This is a genomic window from Paraburkholderia phytofirmans OLGA172 (assembly GCF_001634365.1).
Classification (GTDB): Bacteria; Pseudomonadota; Gammaproteobacteria; order Burkholderiales; family Burkholderiaceae; genus Paraburkholderia.
Genome location: NZ_CP014578.1, coordinates 233,700 through 256,247 on the forward strand (window position 1 = coordinate 233,700; position 22,548 = coordinate 256,247).

Annotated in this window: 19 protein-coding genes; 2 read left to right on the top strand and 17 right to left on the bottom strand. The window is 62.4% G+C overall.

Annotated features, from left to right (window positions below):
• Positions 1-157 precede the first annotated feature (157 nt).
• From AYM40_RS01000 to AYM40_RS01035, 8 genes are all read right to left on the bottom strand, one after another.
• On the bottom strand, positions 158-1,432 hold the full coding sequence (locus tag AYM40_RS01000) for a dienelactone hydrolase family protein (RefSeq protein WP_063494581.1): 1,275 nt from the start codon (positions 1,430-1,432) through the stop codon (positions 158-160).
• A 595-nt stretch (positions 1,433-2,027) separates the two neighbouring features.
• Entirely contained in the window at positions 2,028-2,477 is a 450-nt protein-coding gene (locus AYM40_RS01005; RefSeq protein ID WP_063497784.1) for a YchJ family protein, read from the bottom strand.
• Between the two features lie 7 nt (positions 2,478-2,484).
• Positions 2,485-3,615, bottom strand: coding sequence for an acyl-CoA dehydrogenase family protein (locus AYM40_RS01010; RefSeq protein WP_063494582.1), 1,131 nt, complete (start codon positions 3,613-3,615; stop codon positions 2,485-2,487).
• Between the two features lie 36 nt (positions 3,616-3,651).
• Positions 3,652-4,329 carry an SDR family oxidoreductase gene (locus AYM40_RS01015; protein WP_063494583.1) on the bottom strand — a complete coding sequence of 226 codons (678 nt, stop codon included), beginning with the start codon at positions 4,327-4,329 and terminating at the stop codon, positions 3,652-3,654.
• A 39-nt stretch (positions 4,330-4,368) separates the two neighbouring features.
• Positions 4,369-5,577 carry an acetyl-CoA C-acetyltransferase gene (locus AYM40_RS01020; protein WP_181448394.1) on the bottom strand — a complete coding sequence of 403 codons (1,209 nt, stop codon included), beginning with the start codon at positions 5,575-5,577 and terminating at the stop codon, positions 4,369-4,371.
• Positions 5,570-6,346, bottom strand: coding sequence for a carbonate dehydratase (gene can / locus AYM40_RS01025; protein WP_063497785.1), 777 nt, complete (start codon positions 6,344-6,346; stop codon positions 5,570-5,572). Before can ends, AYM40_RS01020 begins: the two co-directional genes overlap by 8 nt.
• A gap of 103 nt (positions 6,347-6,449) precedes the next feature.
• Positions 6,450-8,279: a bifunctional isocitrate dehydrogenase kinase/phosphatase gene (gene aceK, locus AYM40_RS01030; protein WP_063494584.1), complete on the bottom strand. Its 1,830-nt coding sequence runs from the start codon at positions 8,277-8,279 to the stop codon at positions 6,450-6,452.
• Positions 8,280-8,352: 73 nt separating this feature from the next.
• Entirely contained in the window at positions 8,353-8,757 is a 405-nt protein-coding gene (locus AYM40_RS01035; protein ID WP_063494585.1) for a MerR family transcriptional regulator, read from the bottom strand.
• Positions 8,758-8,945: 188 nt separating this feature from the next.
• Between AYM40_RS01035 and AYM40_RS01040 the strand changes: the two genes are divergently transcribed.
• Positions 8,946-10,016: an MBL fold metallo-hydrolase gene (locus tag AYM40_RS01040; RefSeq protein ID WP_063494586.1), complete on the top strand. Its 1,071-nt coding sequence runs from the start codon at positions 8,946-8,948 to the stop codon at positions 10,014-10,016.
• 82 nt (positions 10,017-10,098) lie between these two features.
• Here the strand turns inward: AYM40_RS01040 and AYM40_RS01045 are convergent, their stop codons facing one another.
• The 6 genes from AYM40_RS01045 to argS all read right to left on the bottom strand — a co-directional run bounded on the left by AYM40_RS01045 (position 10,099) and on the right by argS (position 17,219).
• Positions 10,099-11,685: an ABC transporter substrate-binding protein gene (locus tag AYM40_RS01045; protein ID WP_063494587.1), complete on the bottom strand. Its 1,587-nt coding sequence runs from the start codon at positions 11,683-11,685 to the stop codon at positions 10,099-10,101.
• Positions 11,686-12,041: 356 nt separating this feature from the next.
• A complete protein-coding gene (locus tag AYM40_RS01050) occupies positions 12,042-12,935 on the bottom strand; it encodes a cobalamin-binding protein (protein ID WP_082854905.1) in 894 nt (297 codons plus the stop codon).
• Positions 12,936-12,938: 3 nt separating this feature from the next.
• On the bottom strand, positions 12,939-13,712 hold the full coding sequence (locus AYM40_RS01055) for an SDR family oxidoreductase (protein ID WP_063494588.1): 774 nt from the start codon (positions 13,710-13,712) through the stop codon (positions 12,939-12,941).
• 16 nt (positions 13,713-13,728) lie between these two features.
• Complete coding sequence (locus tag AYM40_RS01060; RefSeq protein ID WP_063494589.1) at positions 13,729-14,367, bottom strand: thiol:disulfide interchange protein DsbA/DsbL; 639 nt, start codon at positions 14,365-14,367, stop codon at positions 13,729-13,731.
• Between the two features lie 184 nt (positions 14,368-14,551).
• Positions 14,552-15,367, bottom strand: coding sequence for an SPOR domain-containing protein (locus AYM40_RS01065; RefSeq protein ID WP_063494590.1), 816 nt, complete (start codon positions 15,365-15,367; stop codon positions 14,552-14,554).
• Positions 15,368-15,428: 61 nt separating this feature from the next.
• Positions 15,429-17,219 carry an arginine--tRNA ligase gene (gene argS / locus AYM40_RS01070; RefSeq protein ID WP_063494591.1) on the bottom strand — a complete coding sequence of 597 codons (1,791 nt, stop codon included), beginning with the start codon at positions 17,217-17,219 and terminating at the stop codon, positions 15,429-15,431.
• Positions 17,220-17,657: 438 nt separating this feature from the next.
• Here argS and AYM40_RS01075 point away from each other — a divergent pair, with 438 nt between their 5' ends.
• Positions 17,658-17,984, top strand: a complete 327-nt coding sequence (locus AYM40_RS01075) for a DUF1840 domain-containing protein (RefSeq protein WP_063494592.1) — start codon at positions 17,658-17,660, stop codon at positions 17,982-17,984.
• 152 nt (positions 17,985-18,136) lie between these two features.
• On the opposite strand, the gene AYM40_RS01080 is transcribed toward AYM40_RS01075, so the two are convergent.
• From AYM40_RS01080 to AYM40_RS01090, 3 genes are all read right to left on the bottom strand, one after another.
• Positions 18,137-18,331, bottom strand: coding sequence for a hypothetical protein (locus AYM40_RS01080; RefSeq protein WP_063494593.1), 195 nt, complete (start codon positions 18,329-18,331; stop codon positions 18,137-18,139).
• A gap of 156 nt (positions 18,332-18,487) precedes the next feature.
• The gene (gene metH / locus AYM40_RS01085; protein WP_082854906.1) at positions 18,488-21,205 is read right to left on the bottom strand and encodes a methionine synthase; all 2,718 of its coding nucleotides are present in this window, start codon (positions 21,203-21,205) and stop codon (positions 18,488-18,490) included.
• Between the two features lie 75 nt (positions 21,206-21,280).
• The gene (locus AYM40_RS01090) at positions 21,281-22,351 is read right to left on the bottom strand and encodes a homocysteine S-methyltransferase family protein (protein ID WP_063494594.1); all 1,071 of its coding nucleotides are present in this window, start codon (positions 22,349-22,351) and stop codon (positions 21,281-21,283) included.
• Positions 22,352-22,548: the final 197 nt, after the last annotated feature.

The following is a 22,548-nucleotide window of genomic DNA, read 5'->3' on the forward strand; positions in this document are numbered from 1 at the left end:
TGAGCCGCTTTCTTTGCTTACTTTCTTTGCGGCGGCAAAGAAAGTGAGTGCCTGCCCCGCACAGGGGCGAACGCTAATAAACCAATATTAATTCAAGGAAAGGCCAACGCCGTAAGCAAACAGACAACAAAGCGCCGAGCAGGCAAAAACCCTACCCTTAATTCCGACTAGCAATAGCCCGCCGATCACCGGCAGAACCAGCCGAAGAAGAATCCGCCGTCTGCGAAGACTGAGCTCCCCACACAACGGCGTTATCCACCGCATACAACCGGCAAGGTGCCGAACTCTGCTTCTGGCAATTAGCAATAGCAACCGACATTGGATCGTCGCCACCCTCGGCCCACGACCACGCACCCGTATCCGACACAGCAAAAGCCCGGCTTGGATACTGATGCAAAAAGTTGCGATAGCCGTTACGCCCGGCTTCATCGACAAACGGGACAGCGTTGACTGCGTCGACTGCGGCAAAGCCGCTCGCCTTCGGTGCTGAAGGATCATCGACCCGATACTGCACTCCGGTAGGCATCCCCGCCCGAGCGAGGAAAGCCTCGACCGCAGGCCACCACACATGCACGCCATCGCGATCGCCCACGAGCCGATGCGCGTCATTCTTGTAGTTGCCGAAATCCACCATCTTCACGCTCGCGCCGTGCGCGGCATATGCGGCATACATGCCGGCCACCAGCGGCGCATTCCACACCGAATCGTTATCGCCATACAACCACAGCGACGGCACCTTCGCTTTCTCGCCATATGCGCCGAATGCGCGCGTCAGGTTGCCTTGCCAGTCGGTGCACGCGTCCTGCCGCAAACCGCCCGAGAAATTGATCAAGGCCCGCACGCCGGATGCAGCCTCGGGGCCGTAAGCCATCGTTGCCAGGCCGCCGTGCGAGGTGCCCGCCACCACAATGTGCGTCGCGTCCACATACGGCTGCTTCGACATGAAATCGATCGTCGCAGCCACGTCGCCAGCCTGGCCGACACCATTGCGTTCGACGTCGCAGCCATCCTGTTGATACGTGCCGTCCGAATGGCTGAAGCCCTGGCGGTTCGGCGCCACCACCACGTAGCCGCGGCGCACGAATTCACGCGCGAACGGCAACGGGTCGCTGCGTTCCTGCATGCGCGGGTCGCCAGGAATCTTGCCGTGGTTGAAAACGATCATCGGAAACGGACCTGCGCCGTCCGGCTTGTAGATCGTCGTTTCGAGCGTGACCGTGCCGGCAGCGTCGACCGGCACGCGGATGATCTGTTCGTTGAGGCCGGCGGTGGGCAGATAGATGTCGTCGTCGAGCGCGATGCGCGGCACGTGCGCGCGGGTGAGGGGCCCTGCCTGGGGGTCGGCGAGCGGGTCGGCATGCGCGAGTGCGACAGCGCATATCGCCGTTGCACACGTCACCGCACACTTCGTCAGAACCTTGCTGAACACCATTCACGCACCTGCCTTAAAAGCCTGCCCTGAACACCGTGACGCTATGTTTGCCGAATGTCATTTCTGACACTTGCCTTTCATCGGCGTTTTCGACAAACAAAAACACACTCGCGTACGTAGTGCGCAAAGCGCACGCACGCTAATCGAGATCGCACGGGATGAACCCAAACGGCCGACGCGACCCCACGCGCCGATGATGAGCGCCACACATGCTACCCGGAACCGCTGTCGAACCCTTACTGGTGGGCAATCGGCAGGGCGCCTGCGCATCTTGCGGATCGGTATGGACCTATTCTCGCAATGTGACGTCACAAACCTACGGCCTCATCCTGGCACGACAATTTTGTTTTGCGCAATAAAGGAGAACCCGCGGCGCAATAATTGCCGCGTGCGGATCAAGGCGCGTATGCCCTCCCGAGACGCCGCAAAGTGCCTGTCGCACGGTGCTTGGTTGCACGAAGTAATGTGTCGCAACACACGCCTTGTGGTATCGAGCCAACACGAAAAAAAAGCCCTCGTTTGAGGGCCATATGTGAGTGCCGTGCTATGTGCGTCGCAGCGTCGCTGCGTTGTGTAAGCCTGCGAAAGGTTTGGCTTATTCGCTCACGTCGCCATCCACATAGCGCCAGTGTCCGTCTTCGCCACGTAGAAAGCGGCTCAACTCGTGCAGCCGGTGGGCGCGGCCGCCTACCTTGTATCGTGCGACGAATTCAACGGTCGCGTGATCGGCGTCGGTTTCAGTGAAGGCCTTGATCTGCAGTCCGAGCCAACGCGGCGCGTCGGGGGCGCCAGGGTCGGCGTCGAGATCCGTGGGGCAGGTGTGCGGCGCCCAGGTCGCGCGCAAATAATCCGTTGCGCCCACAACATACGCGCTGTAACGCGAGCGCATCAGTTCGAGCGCGCGCGGCGCGGTTTCGCCGCCATCAATGTAGCGGCCGCAACATTGCGCGAAGCGGGGCGGTTTGGCGCCGCTCCGCCGATCGGGCGCGGCGGCGCCACATGGGCAGTCGGACGGTCGTTGCATTGACAACAATGGCTTATTCATCAAACTTTCAGCCAAGACCGCGTGCGATCAAAATTTTCTGGATGTCGCTGGTGCCTTCGTAAATCTGGCACACGCGGACATCGCGGTAGATGCGCTCCACGGGGAAGTCGCTCAGATAGCCGTAGCCGCCATGAATCTGCAGGGCTGCCGAGCAGATTCTCTCGGCGGCTTCCGAGGCGAACAGCTTGGCCATCGCGGCCTCGGTCAGGCAAGGCTGGCCGGCGTCTTTCAGCGAAGCCGCGTGCCAGATCAACTGGCGCGCGGCTTCGAGTTGGGTCGCCATATCGGCGAGACGGAATTGCACGGCCTGGTGCGAAAACAGCGGCTGCCCGAAGCTTTCGCGCTCCTTCGCATAGCCCAATGCCGCCTCGAACGCGGCGCGCGCCATGCCGACGCTCTGCGCCGCGATACCAATGCGCCCGCCTTCGAGCCCCGATAGCGCAATCCGATAGCCTTCACCTTCCGCGCCAATCAGATTCGTGGCCGGTACGCGGCAATCTTCAAAAATAATCTGGGCCGTGTCCGACGAATGCTGGCCAAGCTTCTCTTCGACTCGCGCGACGATGTACCCCTTCGTGTCGGTCGGCACGATAAACGCGCTGATGCCGCGCTTGCCCGCCGCCTTGTCGGTCACGGCCATGACGATCGCGACGTTGCCATTCTTGCCGCTCGTGATGAACTGTTTGACGCCATTCAACACGTAGGTGTCGCCGTCGCGTGTCGCGGTGGTGCGCAGCGCGGATGCGTCAGAACCCGCTTGCGGTTCGGTCAGACAAAACGCGCCGAGCATCTCGCCGCGCGCGAGCGGCGTGAGCCAGTCGCGTTTCTGCGCGTCGTTGCCATAGGTCAGCAGAATGCTGCACACCGGGCAGTTGTTGACGGAGATCGCGGTCGAGGTGCCGCCGTCGCCCGCCGCGATTTCTTCGAGGATCAGCGCGAGCGCCAGCGCGTCCATGCCGGCGCCGCCGTACGCTTCGGGCACCAGCACGCCATAGGCGCCGAGTTCGGCGAGCTGGTGGTGCACGTCCTTTGGAAAGATGCGCTCGCGGTCCCATTGCGCCGCATGCGGGGTGACCGCTTCGCGGACGAATGTGCGCACCGCATCGCGGACCATCAGGTGATCCTGATCAAGCACCATGGTTCGGTCTCCTCGTTAGTCTCCCCATCTGTTTCCTCACCAGTCGAGCGCCGTGCCGTCGTATTGATAGAAGCGGCCGTTGAACGCTTCGCGCGCGGCCGCAGCCTGGGCGAGCACTTCGCGCATGCCGGTCACGCTCCGTGCAGGATCGATTGCCGCCTGAGCGCCGCCCATGTCGGTGCGCACCCAGCCAGGGTGCAGCGAAATACACGTTGCGCGCATGGTATCCAGCGAGGCGACTTTCAGTGCGTCGTTGAGCGCCGCCTTGCTCGCGCGGTACAGCCAGCCGGTCGTGCCGCTTGCGTCGCCGATGCTACCCATCTTGCTCGAAATCACCGCGAACACACCGCCGGCTTGTTCGACGAGCGGCAGCAGGATCGGCATCAACTGCATCGGACCGCGCACGTTGGTGTGCATGACCTGGTCGAAGTCTTCGGCCGTGATCGTTTCGATGTCCTCGGTGCGCGGGCCGTACACGCCCGATACCAGCACCGCCGCGTCGAGCTGTTCGCCGTCGAGCTTCCAGCCGAGCGCTGCGATTTCTTCGGGCGCGGTGACGTCGAGTGAAAAGGTCTCGGCGCCGAGCGCCTTCAGCGCGTCGAGCGCGACGCTGTCGCGCGCGGTGGCGAGCACGCGCCAGCCGCTTTTCTTGTACTGCCGCACGAACTCCTGGCCGATGCCGCGCGATGCACCGACGATCAACACTGTCTTCATCGAATCACCTCAAGCTCTCCAACGCCGAAAAACTGTGCATCAAACCAGTTCAATGCCCATCGCGGTCGCTTCGCCACCGCCGATGCATAGCGTCGCGACGCCGCGCTTGAGACCGCGCTTTTTCAACGCGCCGATCAGCGTGACGAGAATGCGCGCGCCCGATGCGCCGATGGGATGGCCGAGTGCACAGGCGCCGCCGTTCACGTTGACCTTGTCATGCGGCAGATGATGTTCCTTCATCGCGGCCATCGTCACCACCGCGAACGCCTCGTTGATTTCATACAGATCCACTTCGTCGGCGCGCCAGCCGTTTTTCTCGAACAGCTTGCGAATCGCGCCGACCGGCGCGGTGGTGAACTTCGCCGGTTCCTGCGCGAAGGTGGAGTGGCCGACCACGCGAGCAAGCGGTTCGACACCGAGACGCTTCGCGGTCGATTCACTCATCATTACAAGCGCCGCGGCGCCGTCGGAAATCGATGACGAGTTCGCCGCCGTCACCGTGCCGGTTTTGCTAAACGCGGGCTTGAGCGTCGGAATCTTGTCGAGGTTCGCTTTGAACGGTTGTTCATCGTGATCGATGGTCACGTCGCCCTTGCGGCTTTCCACCTTCACCGGCGCGATTTCCCATGTAAACGAGCCGTCTTCATTCGCGCGCTTCGCCCGATTCAGGGACTCGACGGCGAACGCATCCTGCGCTTCGCGCGTGAAGTCGAACGACGCCGCGCACTCCTCGGCGAAGGTACCCATCAAACGGCCCTTTTCGTAGGCGTCTTCGAGACCGTCGCAGAACATGTGGTCGATCACCTGGCCGTGGCCCATGCGCATGCCACTACGCGCCTTCGGCAGCAGGTACGGCGCGTTGCTCATGCTCTCCATGCCCCCCGCGACGATCACGTCGGCCGAGCCCGCGGCCAGCATGTCGTGCGCGAACATCGCCGCGCGCATGCCGGAGCCGCACATCTTGTTGACCGTGGTGCTGCCGGTGGCGAGCGGCAAGCCGGCGCCGAGTGCGGCCTGGCGCGCGGGCGCCTGGCCGAGGCCGGCGGGCAGCACGCAACCCATCACCACTTCGTCGATCTGCTCGGGTTTCAACCCGGCGCGTTGCACCGCGGCTTCGATTGCAATCGAGCCCAACTGCGGCGCGGTGAGCGAAGCGAAATCGCCCTGAAATGCCGCCATCGGCGTGCGGGCCACACCGACGATCACGATCGGATCAGATTTTGTCTCACTCATGCTTGCCTCACTCATGTTTAAGTTCATTGATCACACCTTCGACGATGGCCGGCACCTCGCCGAGCTGGGCCGCATCGGCGGCGACCATGTCGTTGTCCGCTTTGTGCGCGCCGCTGGCCGACACGGCAGCGACGCAGCTCTTATAGGCCGCATCTAGCGCGGCAGGGTCGCTAATCGTCATGCCGAGGTTGCGCACCTTGCCGTCGTGCACGCCATACACCCAGCCATGCACGGTCAGTTCCTGGCCGCGCGCCCACGCGTCGTTGACGATGGTGGTCCGGCATACGTTCATGACCTGTTCGATTGCGTTCAACTCGACCAGACGCCGATGGCGCGCCTCGCCAAGCGGCCACTCTTCGATCAGCGCGGCGTGCTTGGTGCGCACGTCCTGCACGTGATGCAGCCAGTTGTCCGCGAGACCCACGCGTCGGCCGTGCAGCGCCGCGGCGACACCCGAGCAGCCATAATGACCTACCACCATGATGTGCTTGACCTTCAGCAGATCGACGGCGAACTGGATCACCGACAGGCAGTTCAGATCCGTATGCACCACCACGTTGGCGATATTTCTGTGCACGAACACTTCGCCAGGCGGCAGGCCGATGATCTGATTGGCCGGCACGCGTGAATCGGAGCAGCCGATCCATAGATATTCGGGTGTCTGCTGGTGCGCGAGGCGCGAAAAGTACTCCGGATCTTCGGACAGCTTGCGGGTCACCCATGCGTCGTTGTTGTCGAATAGATGAGCAAGCGGATTGGCAGCGGGAGAAGCGTTCGTATTCATGGTGAGTCTGGGCGGTTGCTCGACCGATTGACCGGTCGATGTCGTTACATAAGGTTCGGACGATGCATTCAACGATGCGGGCGGCGCATGCGGCGCATGAGGTTTAAGCCACGCGCACGGTGCGTTCATCTGCCTGGTTCTCCGATGGTCCGGACGCCGTATCGGCGAATCGTTCCGGATAGCGGATGCGGAAGCGCACGCTGCTGTCGTACGGGAAAAAGTCGGGCAGTTCGCCTTTTAATAGTTGATCCTTGTGCCGTTGCCATAGCGCCGGATCGAAGAAGTCCGCGTGATGCTGCATGAAGGATCGGCGCACGCGCGGGTCGCCGAGCAAAAACGTGCCGTAGGTCTCAGGGAAAATGTCGTGCGGGCCGACCGAGTACCACGGCTCGCCCGACATTTCGTCTTCCTCGTTACGTGGCGCCGGCACCGCGCGCACGTTGCATTCCGTCAGGTATTCGATTTCATCGTAGTCGTAGAACACGACGCGGCCATGGCGCGTCACGCCGAAGTTCTTGTACAGCATGTCGCCAGGGAAGATGTTCGCCTGCATCAATTCCTTGATCGCGTTGCCGTATTCCTTGATGCCGTGATCGATGTCGTCGTCGCTGCCGCTTTGCAGGAACAGATTGAGCGGCACCATCCGGCGTTCGATGTACATGTGGCGAATCACCAGGTTGTCGCCGTCGTGTTCGATCAAGGACGGGACTTCCTTTTCGAGTTCGCGCACGAGCGCTTCGTCGAGCCGCGAAATGGGTAGCGCCACGCTCGAATATTCGAGCGTGTCGGCCATGCGGCCCAGCCGGTCATGCCGTTTGACGAGCTGATACTTTCCCTTGATCTGCTCGCGCGTGGTTTCCTTCGGCGGCGGGAAGTGATCTTTGATCAGCTTGAATACGTACGGAAACGACGGCAATGTAAACACCAGCATCACGAGCCCTTTGATGCCGGGCGCGATGATGAACTGATCGCTGGAGTGCTTCAGATGGTGCAGCAGATCGCGATAGAACAGATTCTTGCCCTGCTTCTGCAAACCCACCGACGTATAGATTTCCGCCTTCGGTTTGCCCTGCATGATCGTGCCGAGAAATTCGACGTAGGCGGAGGGCACTTCCATGTCCACCAGGAAATACGAATGCGAGAAGCTGAAGATGATCAGCAACTGATCGCGTTTGAGCAGCACGGTATCGAGTGCAAGCACGCCGGGCTTCACATGGCGCAGCGGCACCGCGAACGGCAACAGCATATCGCCGTTGATGATCCGTCCAACGATATACGCCGAGTTGTTCCGATAAAACAGCGACGAGAGCACGTGAATCTGGAAGTTGGGCGCTTCGTCGAACACGCCGAACGCGTCGTAGATCGCCTGCATCACGCATGCAACGTCGCGCGTCAGATCCTCAAACGGCGGTTCCAGCTGGAAATTGGTGACGATGCGCTCGAGCGTGGCGGCAAGACCGTCCTTGCCGGGGTAGTACGCGCGATAGGTCGGCTTCGCCGCCGGTTCGTCGTTCTCGATGTACTCAGTCGAGATCGCCGGACGCACGAAAATGAAGTCGTTGCTGAAGTACGAACGGTGCAGGATCTTGCAGCACACCGAATTGAAGAACGTCTCCGCGCACTCGGGCTGGCGGTGCGTGGTCAGGAGGCCGATGTAGTGGAGCTTGATCTGCTGCCATACTTCGTCGTCGATATTCTCGGCGTCGTATTCGTCTTCGAGCAGTTCGACGCATTCCTCGACGCGATCGTCGTATGAGGTAATGCGCTCGCGCGCCAGGGTTTGCAGGCCATGCCAGTCGGCAGCTTCGAAGAGCGATTTGGCATGGATCGCGGCGTCGCGGAAGATCCGGTAGTGCCGATCGAATCCTTCGAGCATCGTCTGCGCGACGTCAAAGCCGATCTGCGACGACAACAGTTTGGGGAAGTGATTCATGTCGACCGTGCATTCATCCCATGTCGTGAAGACACCCGTGATTGTATCGTCCGGGTGGGCTTAGGCGGACCTCTTAAGCGGACCTGGTTTCGCGTGCGCCGCTTTCCAGCAGCGCGCGCGCCTGGGCTTCGTATTGCGCGAGGTCTTCGAGCGTCGCGTTCAGATCTTCCAGTTGACGTTCGAGCACGTCGCGATGGCGCGCCACCGTGGCAAGGAAGGCGTGCAATTGCGGCACGGTGTCGGTTGGCGACTCATAGACATCGAGCAGATCGCGGATTTCCGACAGCGTGAAGCCGAGCCGCTTGCCGCGCAGGGTGAGCTTCAGGCGGGTTCGGTCGCGGCCCGAATAGACGCGCCGCAAGCCGCTCGAACCCTCACGGCTGGGCGAGAGTAAACCCTGGTCTTCATAGAAGCGGATCGCCCGAGGCGTGACGTCGAATTCGCGCGCGAGCTCGGTGATCGTGTATTGCGTGTTCATCGGGGCATTCCGTGACCGGGCAGAAAATCGGATTGAACGATAGAATCGACGTTTACGTTATCGTCAACTTGATCGAAACGCAACTACGGCGCAATACGGCACCGGTATGTCCTGACCGGGCCGCAACCACGTCGTCCGGCATCGCATACCTCGCCATGCCGGACGGCCGACGGAGGAAGACAACCACAATGAATGCACTCGAACATCAACTCGACTACCCGTTCAACGACACCTTGCCCGAAGCGGGCCATGCGATGGCAGTCGCGCCCGGCGTGTTCTGGCTGCGCATGCCGCTGCCGTTCGCACTCGATCACATCAATCTGTGGCTGCTACGCGATGAGATCGACGGTCAGCAAGGCTGGACGGTAGTCGACTGCGGCATTGCATCGGACGGGATCAAGGAGAGCTGGGAGAAAGTGTTCGACTCCGTGTTCGACGGCCTGCCGGTGCTGCGCGTGATCGTCACGCATTGCCATCCGGACCACATCGGCCTCGCGCACTGGATTTGCACCGGCGGCGACAAGAAGCGCTGGGACGTGCGCTTGTGGATGACGCTCGGCGAATACATGCAGGCACGCGTGATGGCGGCCGGCGACGGCTCGAATGCGGGCGGCGAGGGCGCGGCACGTCACTTTGCGCGGCATGGTCTGAACGATCAGGTGTCGCTTGAGAAGCTGCGTAATCGCACGAGCTACTACTCGAGCCTCGTGCCGGCAATTCCTGGTCAGTACCGCCGCCTGCGCGAAGCGGATGGCGTGAAGATCGGCGGCAAGACGTGGCGGGTGGTGACCGGCTTCGGCCACTCTCCGGAACACTGCGCGTTGCATTGCGAAGAGACCGGCACGCTGATCTCCGGCGACATGGTGCTGCCGCGCATTTCGACTAACGTCTCGGTGTTCGACATGGAGCCGGAAGGCACGCCGCTCGCGCTATATCTGGAATCGCTCGGCCGCTATGAGACGATGCCGGATGACACGCTCGTGCTGCCCTCGCATGGCAAGCCGTTTCGTGGCGTGCGCACGCGCATCAGGCAATTGCGTGAGCATCATGACGCGCGTCTGGCCGAGGTGCGCGAGGCATGTGCGGAGAAGCCGCAGAGCGCCGCGGATATCGTGCCGCTCATGTTCAAGCGCCAGCTCGACATCCATCAGATGACGTTCGCGATGGGCGAAGCGTTGGCGCACCTGCATCTGCTGTGGCTCGGGGGTGAGTTGAAGCGCACGCAGGATGCGGATGGGGTGATCCGGTTTTCGGCGTAAGCGAGTTTGTCCATCGATAAAAAAGCCCGGTGCGCAACCGGGCTTTTTTGCAAGCGGCGTGGCTGACGCTTATTGCACCGCTCTACTGCACCGCCACCGTCCCAAAGTTCTGCCGTCCGAACGGACTCACGTGATAGCCGCTCACCGTCGCGCGCGTGATGGCCGCTGCCGTCGGGTAACCCAGCGGAATCCACAGCGCCTGATCGTGGATGATCTGCTGCGCCTGTTCATACGCCTTCGCGCGTTTGGCCTGATCGGGCGTTGTCTTGCCGTCGGCGATCAGCTTGTCCAGATCCTGATCGCAGAAGCGTGCAAAGTTGATCCCTGACTTCACCGCGTTACAACTGAAGAGCGGCGACAGATAGTTGTCCGGATCGCCATTGTCGCCGGCCCAGCCCATGAACAGCGTGTCGTGCTGGCCCTGCTTTGCCTGCTTGATCAACTCGCCCCATTCGATCACCTTCACATTCGCCTTCACGCCGATCTTGGCGAAGTCGGCTTGCAGCAGTTCGGCGCCGGCTTTCGGATTCGGATTCAGCACGCTGCCGTTCGGACGCACCCAGATCGTTGTTTCGAAGCCGTTCGGATAGCCTGCGTCCGCGAGCAGTTTCTTCGCCTTCACCGGATCGTACGGCCATGCTTTCACTGCCTTGTCGTAGCTCCAGGTGTTAGGCGGATACGGATTGACGGCCGGCGTCGCAGTGTTGTCGAAGATCGCCTTCAGGTACGTGGTGCGGTCGAATGCCATGTTCAGGGCGGCGCGCACCTTCTGATTGTCGAGCGGCTTCTTCTGCGTGTTCAGTGCGACGAAGGCGGTCATGAAGGCCGGTGTCTGCACGATGGCGAGCGACTTGTCGCCCTTCGCTTCGGCGAGATCCTGCGGCTTCGGCGACAGCGCGATCTGGCATTCGCCCGCCTTCACCTTTTGGGCGCGCACCGTGGCGTCCGGCGTGATCGCGTAGATCAGGCGGTCGATCTTCGGCTTTGCACCCCAGTACGTCGGGTTCACGTCGTAGCGGATCACCGCGTCTTTGGTGTAGCTCTTCAATTCGAATGGACCGGTGCCGATCGGCTTCGAATTCAGGTCGGCCTGTTTGCCGTCCTTGAGCAACTGGTCGGCGTATTCAGCCGAATAGATCGAGGCAAAACCCATTGTCAGGATCGACACGAAGGTCGCGTCCGGCGCGTTCAGTTCGAACTTGACGGTGTTGTCGTCGACCTTGCTGACCGATTTGATGAGCTTGGGCAAACCCATCGATTGCGCGTGCGGAAAGCCGCTTGCGCCCGCCACCTTGTGCCACGGATTGCTGTCGTTGAGCATGCGGTCGAACGTGAAGACGACGTCGTCGGCATTCAGCGCGCGGGTGGGCTTGAAGTAATCGGTAGTCTGGAACTGCACGTTCGGGCGCAGATGGAACGTGTAGGTGAGGCCGTCGGGGCTCACGTCCCACTTGTCGGCCAGCGCGGGCACGACTTTCTTCGCAGCCTCGTCGTACGAGACCAGCGAATTGAAGATCACGTCGGCCGACGCATTGGTCGTAACGAGCGAGTTGAACTGCACGACGTCGAAGCCGTCAGGGCTCGACTCGGTACAGACGGTCAGCGGTTTGGCGAGCACGAGCGCGGGCGCCGTGAACAGTACGGCGGCTGCGAGCAGTTTGAAGCGCATAGGATCTCCCATAACAAGCGCAGTCAGGCAGTGCGTCTGGTTGTGTAGTTGTATTCCGTTGACGGGCGGCGACCGTTCTGGCCGTCGTCTTTATTGTGATACGTTTCGGGCGCTAGCGCATGGTTTGGCTGGTACCGCACACGCGCGTCTCGGCCTCGGCGAAAGCTTATCGAAGGGTGGTTGCGCCGACAACAATTTAATCCGCATATTCATATGGACAGCGAGAGTCGGTGCGCAGGGGGACGGCCTCGCACGATGGCGTCGTCCGGGGCAGTCTCGAGGCTGCGTGCGGCAGTCACGCGGCTCATGCGAGCATCAGGCGACGCTACCCGGTGACCTGGGCTTTGCGCGGGCGCCTACGGCGCGGCCGCGTGCCCGAGCAGATAAGCGACGCCATCAATCGCCCGCACGCCGTACCACGACACCAGCTCGCCATCGATCAACTCGATACGCTTGCCGGCCAGACGAGGATCGCGTTTCAGTGCGTCGCAATGTGCTTGTGTGAAGCGATAGGGCTCGCTTGAGAGCAGTATGCGATCGACACCGGCAAGCCATGGCGCGTCACCAAAGTCGAGCGTGGGATAACGCGCGGCGCCTGCCGCTCCGCCTTCTACGTCAGGCAGCGTTTGCCAGTTCACGAGCCGCAGCATCGCGGCGATGTAGGTATCGCGGGCAACCGTCATCCATGGCTCGCGCCAGATCAGATACAGCACGTTTTGTTTGGGAAACACCTGCGCGGCGACCTCGCGCAGACGCGCTTCGAGCGCCTCGCTCAAGCGCTGCGCTTCTTGCTCGCGGCCGAAGATGGCGCCCAGCAGCGCATACAGTGAGAGATTGTCCTGCGGCGTCTGCGGATGGGTGACGACGATATGCGGCACGAACGCGCGCAACTGCTCGACGGTATCGCGCTCGTTTTCGTCGATATTGACGATCAGATGGGTGGGGCGCAAAGCACGAATCGCGTCGATATTCACGGATTTGGTGCCGCCGACCTTGCGCACCTGCCGCACTTTGTCACGTGGATGCACGCAAAAACCGGTGCGCCCGACGATCTGTCTGTCGAGCCCCAAAGCGAACAGCAATTCGGTGATGCTAGGCACCAGCGAGACGATGCGTGTATCGACGCCCGACGTGTCGGCTCCCGGCGCACTGGCGGCCGACGCATGGGCGCCCCGCGTATCGACGCCCGACGCATGGACGCCCCCCATTTCATGCGCGACGCCGGCTGCATCGACCGCACGCGGCTGCATGATTTACTCAGCGACCGCGCGAGGCTTGCGCGGCGCGCGTTCGAAGGCGCGGTCGTAGAGCCGGCGCGGCAGCATATGCAGCAGCATTGCTACGATGCGCATCTGCCACGGGAACACCGCGAAGGCCGTCTGCCGTTCGACCGCGCCTGCGACCTTCACGGCGAAGCGGTCGGCGTCCATCAGGAACGGCATGCGGTACGGGTTGTGTTCGGTCATCGGCGTGCGGATATAGCCGGGCGCGATGGTGACCACGCCGACGCCCAGCGGCCGCATCTCGACGCGCAACGCTTCCAGATACTTGAGCGCGGCCGACTTCGACGCGCTGTACGCGCCGGACCCCGGCAGACCGCGCACACCGGCGATGCTGGCGATCCCGACCAACGTGCCTTTCTTCGCGGCAACCATCGCGGCGGCGAACGGCTCGAAGGTGGCGACCATGCCGAAGTAATTGACATCCATGACTTCGCGGAACGTGCGCAGATCGCCGTGCCCGGTGAGCGCACCGCGGCTGATGCCGGCATTGGCGATCACGACGTCCGGCAAACCGTGCTGCGCGATGAATTGCGCGGCCGCATCGGCGAGCGCCTCGGCATCGCGAACGTCGACGGAATAAACGGAGATGGAATTTTGCGGATGGGACTGCTGGAAGGCGGCGAGGGCGTCGCCGCGGCGGGCAATCAGGCCGAGAATCGCACCGCGCCGCGCATATTCGGCGGCGAGCGCGAGGCCGATGCCACTCGAAGCGCCGGTAATGAAAACCTTCAGGGGGGAACTCATTCCGGCGCCTTCAACATTACATCTTCTTGGCGCGGACTTGCTGCACCAGGTAGTCGAGTACCTGGATCGTGCCCGGCAGGCTGTTGGTCGCCGCCGGACCGGTCTCATACTTGCCCTGCACGGCCAGCGTCGGCACGCCGTCGATCTTGTAGTCGTCCAGCAGCTTCTTGTCTTTTTGCAACGCGCTTTGCGTCGAGAACGAGTTGTACGCGTCCATGTACTTCTTCGGATCGACGCCATTCTTCGCAAGGAACTTGGCCTGATCTTCCGGCGTCAGCAGGTAGTTCTTGTTGACGTGGATTTCATTGAAAACCTTCGGCGTGAGCTGCGTCGCGAGGCCAAGTGCGTCGAGCGCGTGGAACATCTTCGAGTGCGGTATGAAGTCGTCGCGGAAGGCAACCGGCACGCGCTTGAACACCACGTCCGGACCTTGCTTCTTCACCCATGCCTCGAGGTACGGGTTGAATTCATTGCAGTGCGGGCAGCCGTACCAGAAGAATTCGGTGACTTCGATCTTGCCGGCGGGCTCGTCCGTAGGTTGCGGCGTGGACAGCACGGTGTAGTCTTTGCCGGAAACCGGCGCGGCAGGCGATGCATGCGCCGTGGCGGCAACCAGGCCCAGCGAGAGGAACAGAATGCTCAGCAGTTTTTTCATGTTTTGTTGACCCAAGTAGGCGGTAAAGCGGTGGCGCCACGCAAATGCCCGTCACCGTTTTCAATGTCGGCGTTAGACGCTCTGGTCGTCTGTTGTGCTTGTCGGTTGTACTTGTGACTCGCGCCGCATGCCGATAGTTCGGCGGCGGCGCGTTCCGGCAAATCACCGTTTGTTTATTGTTTGCTTATTGCTTCGTAAAGCGGATCACGGCGGTATCCACGCCCGCGTCGGACAGACGCTGACGGCTAGAATTCATGTCTTCGAACTTCGAGAACGGGCCGATACGCACACGGTAGTACGTCACGCCGCCTGCATCGCGCTGCGTGACCTTCGATTCGAAGCCTTGGAAGGCGAGGCGCGCGCGCTGCTGCTCGGCGTCGGCCGAGGTCTTGTAGGCGCCCACTTGCAGGAAATAGCCCGTGTTCGCGTCACCCGCTGTCGGCGCGGCGCTCGAACCCGGCTTGGCGTTGGCCGCCGTGGTGGCCGTGCTCTTCGGCACCGAGCCTGCCGCGGTGGCCGGCGGTGTGCTGGAGCCTTGCGGCTTTTTAGCCGGTGCGGCGGCGGTGCCGTTGTCGTTATCCTGCGCCGGCTTTGGTGCGACTGCCGCGCCGTTCGCGTTGCCATTCGATGGCGGCACTTCGACGATCTGCGGTTCTTCCAGCATGCCGGACTGCGTTTGCGAGTTGGTCTGGCCCGGTGCGGTGTTCGGCGGCGCCGGTTGCGCGGCTTGCGGTACCGGCTGGCCCGGCGTCTTGCCTTGCAGCGGACGGTTCGGGTCGTATTGCTGCCCCTGGCTCGCGCCGGTGTCGGGCGCCGCGGGCGGTGCGACCTTCGAGACAAATGGCGTAGGCGCACGGGTGATATACAGCGCCACCACTACCGCGATCGCGAGACCGACGATCAGGCCCAGCACGATGCCGAGAAAAGTCCCCCCGGTTTGCTTCGATTGCGATTGCTTTGTTGTGCGGCGTGGTTTTGCCATCGTATGAATCACCTGCAAAAAGAATCCTGGAACGGCCGTCGATTATAACGACGGCCGCGTGCATGTTGCGCCTGAGGACTTACATCTTGACGGGAGCGGAGACGCCGATCGTCGCGAGACCGTTGGCCAGCACCTGACGCGTGGCCGCGAGCAGCGCGACGCGCGCGTTGCGCTCGGCAGCGTCGTCGACCAGCACGCGTTCGGCTCTGTCATTGTAGAACGAGTGGAATTCGCCGGCGAGGTCGCGCAGATAGAACGCGACCGCGTGCGGCGCGAGTTCGTCGGCCGCGTGTTGCAGCATGTCCGGGAACTCGGCGAGCTTGTTCAGCAAGGCCATGGCGCGTTCGCTGGTGAGCGGCGACACGTCCACCTGGTCCAGCGTGCTTTCGTCCGTGCTGTAGCGCGCCTTGCTTTCCGCGATGACCGAGCAGATCCGCGCATGCGCATACTGCACGTAGTGCACCGGATTTTCGTCGTTCTGTTTCAACGCCAGGTCGATGTCGAACACGAATTCCGTATCCGCCTTGCGCGAAATCAGGAAGAAACGCACGGCGTCGCGGCCGCGGCGAATTGTCTCTTCGTCGATCAGGTCGACGGCGGCTTCCGAGCCCGGCGTCGCGCCGCCAGACCATTCGATCAGGTCGCGCACCGTCACATAGCTGCCGGCGCGCTTCGAGATCTTCACCTCTTCGCCGTTGCGCATCACCGTGACCATCTTGTGCAGGATGTAGTCGGGATAGCCCTTCGGAATGCCGACGCCGAGACCTTGCAGGCCAGCGCGCACGCGCGCAATCGTGCCGTGGTGGTCCGAACCCTGAATGTTGATCACCTTGGTAAAGCCGCGTTCCCACTTGGCGACGTGGTAGGCGACGTCCGGCACGAAGTACGTGTAGGTGCCGTCGCTCTTGCGCATCACGCGGTCTTTGTCGTCGCCGTCGTCGGTGGTGCGCAGCCACAGCGCACCTTCCTGTTCGTAGGTCTTGCCGGCGGCGATCAGCGCCTCGACGGTTTTCTCGACCCGGCCTTCCTTGTATAGCGACGACTCCAGGTAGTACTGGTCGAACTTCACGCCGAACGCCTGCAGGTCCATATCCTGCTCGCGGCGCAGATACGCGACCGCGAAGCGGCGGATCGCGTCGAGGTCCTCGATGTCGCCCGCACCGGTGACCGGCTCGCCGTCGCTTGCGGCCACCGTCGCGCCGCTCAGATAGTCTTTCGCGATGTCGGCGATGTACTCGCCGTTATACGCCGAGGCGGGCCAGCCTTCGTCGCCGGGGGCGAGGCCGCGGGCGCGCGCCTGGGTCGACACGGCAAGCGTGTGGATCTGCACGCCGGCGTCGTTGTAATAGAACTCGCGATGCACGTCATAGCCTTGGCTAGCCAGCACGTTCGAGAGCGCGTCGCCGAGCGCCGCCTGGCGGCCGTGGCCGACGTGCAGCGGGCCGGTCGGATTGGCCGAGACGAATTCGATCAGCACGTGCTTGCCGGCGTCGCGCTGCGAACGGCCGAAGGCATCCTGTTCGGCGAACACGGCGGCGATCACCGCCTGCTTGGCGGCGGGCGCGAGGCGCAAGTTGATGAAGCCGGGGCCGGCCACTTCGGCGGCATCCACGAGACCCTTGGCCCGCGGCTGCGCGAGCAGCGCGTCGACGATCTGTTGCGCCAGCTGGCGCGGGTTGGCGCGCAGCGGCTTGGCGAGTTGCATCGCCACGTTGCAGGCGACGTCGCCGTGCGCGGCCACCTTGGGCCGCTCCAGCGTGATCGTGGGCGAGACAAAGGCGGCTTCGTTCGCGCCCTGAGTTGCTTCAGCAACCTGCTTCACCGTGTCGGCGAGCAGTGTTTCGAGGGTATGTTTATGTGCAGGCAGCATGCTTGTTGCGAGTCCAGTGAGGCAATCCGGTGATGCGGAAGAAGCGGCGGCCGCGCGCGAAGCGAAGCCGATTCGTTAGAAGCGTGGAAAGCGGCGATGCACCGGCCGGGACGCGCCTGGCACCTGGGGCGCCATCAGGCACGTCGCGGGCAACGCGGTTCGCAGCGGCATGCCGAGGCGCTTGCAACTGCGGCTTGGCGCAGCCGCATGCGGTTTCGGCCAACCGGGCCAGCCATGTCGCCTGCGCAATGCCGCGCGCGGCGCTTTGCGGCGTGCTTTTCCGTCCAGACGGATTTTAGCAGGTGCTAATATGTTCAATGAGATGCCCACCAAGGGCCGTGGCCGCCGCGCCTGATCGGCGTGTCAACGAAACGCGCGCCGACGGCGGGCTTACAGCCGTTCGAGCGTCAATCCAACATAACGAAAAAGGGAACAGTCATGCTGATTACTTTCAAATGTCGCGCCGCGCCGGACGTGATGATGCTGGAGAATCTCGCTCAGTACCTGGTTGGCATTGTCGGCAAGCGCTTGGGTGAGCGAGGTGTCATCACCCACGACGAACTGAGTGTCGCGATCACGAAACTCGAAGCGGCGATCAGCGTCGACAAACAGGAACGTGCCGAGCACGAGGGCCATTTCCACGAAGGCGAAGACGGTCACGAGCATCATGAGATTCCGCCGGGACTTGCCCAGCGCGCGTATCCGTTCCTCGACATGCTGCGCGCCGCGCAGAAAGAAAACGCGGATATCGTTTGGGGTCTCTGATACCGGAGCGGTCCGCCAGCGGTGGCGTTCGCAGCGCCTCGCAGCGCTGCGCTGCGCAGACTGTGACGCATCAATGAAAAGAGCCCGCATCAGCGGGCTCTTCGTCTTGTGCGGGCCTTCACGGGCCTTGGCGGCCCGTCTGCCGAACCCGTTTACTGGCTGGCGGCATCCGCCGATGCGGCCATCGGTGCCGACGCACCCTTCTTCATTTTCTGCTTCTTGGGCTTCTTGACGTGCTTTTCCGTAGGCGGCGAATAGGAACTCACCGAACTGGCAGGCTGGGCTAGCGCCACCGAGGCGCTTGCTGCAAGCGAAACAGCCGTCAATAACAGCGTCAGCTTCTTCATACGATTCTCTCCGTTGACGATTGCAATTTGATAAGCCGACGCGTTTGGCCGCGTCTGGCGGGTTGAAGCCATTTCAGTCTACAAAGCCGAAAATTGCACTGCCGCAAATATTCAGCCTAGCGTGTCCGATATAGTAGGTTTCCCGCCCCGCAAGGCTTACAGCAACGGCGCGAGAGCCCGTTCGGCGTCTGTTTTCGACAACGACATGCGTTTTGCGTAGTCTTCCAGCTGGTCCTGGCCGATCTTGCCGACCGAGAAATAGGTGCTGTCCGGGTGGGCCAGATAGAAGCCGGAGACGCTAGCCGCCGGCAGCATGGCCAGCGATTCGGTCACGCTCATGCCGATTTCCGTGGCTTGCAGCACGTCGAACATGTCGCGTTTCACGAGGTGGTCCGGGCAGGCCGGGTAGCCCGGCGCCGGGCGGATGCCGTGGTACTTTTCGGCGATCAGGTCGTCGTTCGAAAGCGTTTCGGCGTTCGCGTAGCCCCAGAGATCACGGCGCACGCGGGCATGCATCGCTTCGGCAAAGGCTTCGGCGAAGCGGTCAGCGAGCGCCTTGAGCATGATCGCGCTGTAGTCGTCGAGATCCTTTTCGAACTGCTTTTCCTTCACGTCGACGCCCAGACCCGCCGTGACCGCGAACATGCCGATGTAGTCGGCCACCCCCGAATCCTTCGGCGCGATGAAGTCGGCGAGCGAGCGGTTGGGGCGCATCACGCCGTCCACCACCGGCCGCACGCTTTGCTGGCGCAGGTTGCGCCACGTGAGCGCCACTTCCGAACGCGATTCGTCCGTGTAGATCTCGATGTCGTCGTCGTTCACCGTGTTGGCCGGCAGCAGCGCGATCACGCCGTTAGCCTGCAGCCAGCGGCCCTGGATCAGGCGCGCGAGCATCGACTTGCCGTCCGAAAATACGCGGCGGGCCGATTCGCCGACGATCTCGTCGTTCAGGATCGCGGGGTACGGGCCGGCGAGGTCCCAGGTCTGGAAGAACGGACCCCAGTCGATGTAGTTCGCCAGCTCGCTCAGGTCGAAGTTCTTGAACACGCGGCGGCCGATGAACTTCGGCTTGACCGGCTGGTAGCCGGCCCAATCGACCTTGGTCTTGTTCGCGCGGGCTTCGGCGAGCGTGACCATCGGCAGGGCTTTCTTGTTGGCGTGCTGGTCGCGGATACGGTCGTAGTCGGCCTTGAGGTCGTCGACATACTTCGCCGCGCCCTCATCGGACAGCAGGCTCGAGGCCACGGAGACCGAGCGCGATGCGTCCGGCACATACACCACCGGGCCTTCGTAATGCGGTGCGATCTTCACGGCGGTGTGCACGCGCGAGGTGGTTGCGCCGCCGATCAGCAAAGGGATCTTCTTCACGCGGAAGTAGTCGTCGCGCTGCATTTCCGAGGCGACGTAGGCCATCTCTTCGAGGCTCGGCGTAATCAGACCGGATAAGCCGATGATGTCCGCGCCCTCGACCTTCGCTTTGGCGAGAATGTCGTTGCACGGCACCATCACGCCCATGTTGACCACTTCGAAGTTATTGCACTGAAGCACCACCGAGACAATGTTCTTGCCGATGTCGTGCACGTCGCCCTTCACCGTAGCGATGACGATCTTGCCCTTGGCGCGCACGTCGGCGCCGGCTTCGGCGAGCAGCTTCTTTTCTTCTTCGATGTACGGGATCAGATGCGCGACAGCCTGCTTCATCACGCGGGCCGACTTCACGACCTGTGGCAGGAACATCTTGCCCTGACCGAACAGGTCGCCGACGATGTTCATGCCGTCCATCAGCGGGCCTTCGATCACGTTGATCGGACGGCCGCCGGCAGCGGCGATTTTCGCGCGTACTTCCTCGGTGTCTTCGACGATGAAGTTGGTGATGCCGTGCACCAGCGCATGCGACAAACGCTTCTCGACGGGCTGGTTGCGCCATTCGAGGTTCTCTTCTTTCTTCGCGGCGCCGGTCTTGAACTTGTCGGCGATTTCCAGCAGACGATCGGTGCCGTCTTCACGGCGGTTCAGCACGACGTCTTCAACGCGCTCGCGCAACTCCGGATCGAGATCGGCATACACGCCGAGCTGACCCGCGTTGACGATGCCCATGTCCATCCCCGCCTGAATCGCGTGATAGAGGAACACGGTGTGGATCGCCTCGCGCACCGGATCGTTGCCGCGGAACGAGAACGACACGTTCGACACACCGCCGCTGATCTTCGCGTACGGCAGGTTTTCCTTGATCCAGCGTGTCGCGTTGATAAAGTCGACAGCGTAGTTGTTGTGTTCTTCGATGCCGGTCGCAATCGCGAAGATGTTCGGATCGAAGATGATGTCTTCCGGCGGGAAGCCGACTTCGTTCACGAGGAAATCGTAGGAGCGCTTGCAGATCTGCGTCTTGCGTTCGAACGTATCGGCCTGGCCTTGTTCGTCGAAGGCCATCACGACCGCGGCCGCGCCGTAGCGGCGAATCAGGTTCGCGTGATGGCGGAACGCTTCTTCGCCTTCCTTCAGCGAGATCGAATTGACGATTGCCTTGCCTTGCACGCACTTCAGACCGGCTTCGATCACGTCCCACTTCGACGAGTCGATCATGATGGGCACGCGCGCGATGTCCGGCTCCGACGCGATCAGATTCATGAAGCGGACCATCGCCGCTTTCGAATCGAGCATCGCCTCGTCCATGTTGACGTCGATGATCTGCGCGCCGTTTTCGACCTGCTGCCGCGCGACCGCGATCGCGTCGTCGAACTGGTCGTTCAGGATCATTCGCGCGAACGCCTTCGAGCCGGTCACGTTGGTGCGTTCGCCGACGTTGATGAAGAGCGTCCCGGACGTGACGTTGAACGGCTCGAGGCCGGAAAGGCGCATGGTGTGATCGGTCATGGCGTAGGTGAGGTTCGGTTGCGTGCGTCGGGTTCGATAGCGGAAGAGCGGAGGGTCAGGGGCGAGCCGCCAGACTCAGGCTGCGTCGCGGTATTGAGTCGGCCATTGGCGCGGCTTTACTTCAGCCAGTGCCTTGGCAATCGCCGCAATATGCTCCGGCGTCGTCCCGCAGCAGCCGCCGGCGATATTCACGAGGCCTGCCTGCGCGAACTCCTTCAGCAATCCCGACGTATCCGCCGGCAATTCGTCGAAGCCCGTATCGCTCATCGGATTCGGCAAACCGGCGTTCGGATAGCACGACACATAGGTGTCGCACAGTTTCGCCAGTTCGGCGATGTACGGGCGCATCAGCGCCGCGCCCAACGCGCAGTTCAAACCGAACGTGAGCGGCTTCGCGTGACGCAGCGAGTTCCAGAAGGCCTCGACGGTCTGTCCCGACAGAATCCGGCCCGAGGCATCGGTGACGGTGCCCGAGATCATGATCGGCAGGCGCTCGCCGGTGTCTTCGAACAACTCGTCCAGCGCGAACAGCGCGGCCTTTGCATTGAGCGTGTCGAAGATCGTTTCGACGAGGAACAGATCGCAGCCGCCGTCGAGCAATGCCTTCGCCTGCTCGTAGTACGCCGCGCGCAGTTCGTCGAACGTCACGTTGCGCGCGCCCGGATCGTTCACGTCAGGGGAAATGCTTGCAGTCTTCGGCGTCGGTCCGATCGCGCCGGCGACGAAGCGCGGCTTGTCGGGCGTCGAGTATTTGTCGCAGGCGGCGCGCGCCAGCTTCGCCGATTCGAGATTCATCTCGATGGCGAGGTTTTCCATCCCGTAGTCGGCCTGCGCAACCGTGGTGGCGCCGAACGTGTTGGTCTCGATGATGTCCGCGCCCGCCGCGAGATATTGCTCGTGGATCTCGCCGATGATCTGCGGCTGCGTGATCGACAGCAACTCGTTGTTGCCCTTGATGTCACGCCCGTAGTCCTTGAAGCGCTCGCCACGATAGCGGGCTTCGTCGAGCTTGTAGCGCTGGATCATCGTGCCCATTGCGCCGTCCAGAATCAGGATGCGCGACTTGAGCAGCGCGGGCAGCGCCGTGCCGCGCGTGTAGGCGGCGTCGGGGCGGACTGGCGTGGCGGATTGAGCAGGCTGGTTCATGGCGGACGTGGGCTTGCGCCGGCTTTTTCGGGAAACCTGTCATTGTAGCCGCTGCCGGCCGGTCCCGCCGGGCACGGGCCGAGCTGGCGGGTGCGCGTACTGCGGAGACTGCGGCTGCAGCGGAAACAAAACGGCGGAAACAAAACGGCGGAAACAAAACGGCGGAAACAAAACGGCGGAAACAAAACGGCCCAGTC

Coding starts and splice junctions, on each gene's coding strand:
- AYM40_RS01020 (WP_181448394.1), bottom strand. CDS start 5,577: ATGAGTGAGGCAAGCATGAGTGAGACAAAATCTGATCCGATCGTGATC.
- AYM40_RS01005 (WP_063497784.1), bottom strand. CDS start 2,477: ATGAATAAGCCATTGTTGTCAATGCAACGACCGTCCGACTGCCCATGT.
- AYM40_RS01035 (WP_063494585.1), bottom strand. CDS start 8,757: ATGAACACGCAATACACGATCACCGAGCTCGCGCGCGAATTCGACGTC.
- AYM40_RS01060 (WP_063494589.1), bottom strand. CDS start 14,367: ATGAAAAAACTGCTGAGCATTCTGTTCCTCTCGCTGGGCCTGGTTGCC.
- AYM40_RS01040 (WP_063494586.1), top strand. CDS start 8,946: ATGAATGCACTCGAACATCAACTCGACTACCCGTTCAACGACACCTTG.
- argS (WP_063494591.1), bottom strand. CDS start 17,219: ATGCTGCCTGCACATAAACATACCCTCGAAACACTGCTCGCCGACACG.
- AYM40_RS01080 (WP_063494593.1), bottom strand. CDS start 18,331: ATGAAGAAGCTGACGCTGTTATTGACGGCTGTTTCGCTTGCAGCAAGC.
- AYM40_RS01055 (WP_063494588.1), bottom strand. CDS start 13,712: ATGAGTTCCCCCCTGAAGGTTTTCATTACCGGCGCTTCGAGTGGCATC.
- AYM40_RS01010 (WP_063494582.1), bottom strand. CDS start 3,615: ATGGTGCTTGATCAGGATCACCTGATGGTCCGCGATGCGGTGCGCACA.
- AYM40_RS01090 (WP_063494594.1), bottom strand. CDS start 22,351: ATGAACCAGCCTGCTCAATCCGCCACGCCAGTCCGCCCCGACGCCGCC.
- AYM40_RS01075 (WP_063494592.1), top strand. CDS start 17,658: ATGCTGATTACTTTCAAATGTCGCGCCGCGCCGGACGTGATGATGCTG.
- aceK (WP_063494584.1), bottom strand. CDS start 8,279: ATGAATCACTTCCCCAAACTGTTGTCGTCGCAGATCGGCTTTGACGTC.
- AYM40_RS01015 (WP_063494583.1), bottom strand. CDS start 4,329: ATGAAGACAGTGTTGATCGTCGGTGCATCGCGCGGCATCGGCCAGGAG.
- AYM40_RS01045 (WP_063494587.1), bottom strand. CDS start 11,685: ATGCGCTTCAAACTGCTCGCAGCCGCCGTACTGTTCACGGCGCCCGCG.
- AYM40_RS01000 (WP_063494581.1), bottom strand. CDS start 1,432: ATGGTGTTCAGCAAGGTTCTGACGAAGTGTGCGGTGACGTGTGCAACG.
- metH (WP_082854906.1), bottom strand. CDS start 21,205: ATGACCGATCACACCATGCGCCTTTCCGGCCTCGAGCCGTTCAACGTC.
- AYM40_RS01050 (WP_082854905.1), bottom strand. CDS start 12,935: ATGCAGCCGCGTGCGGTCGATGCAGCCGGCGTCGCGCATGAAATGGGG.
- can (WP_063497785.1), bottom strand. CDS start 6,346: ATGAATACGAACGCTTCTCCCGCTGCCAATCCGCTTGCTCATCTATTC.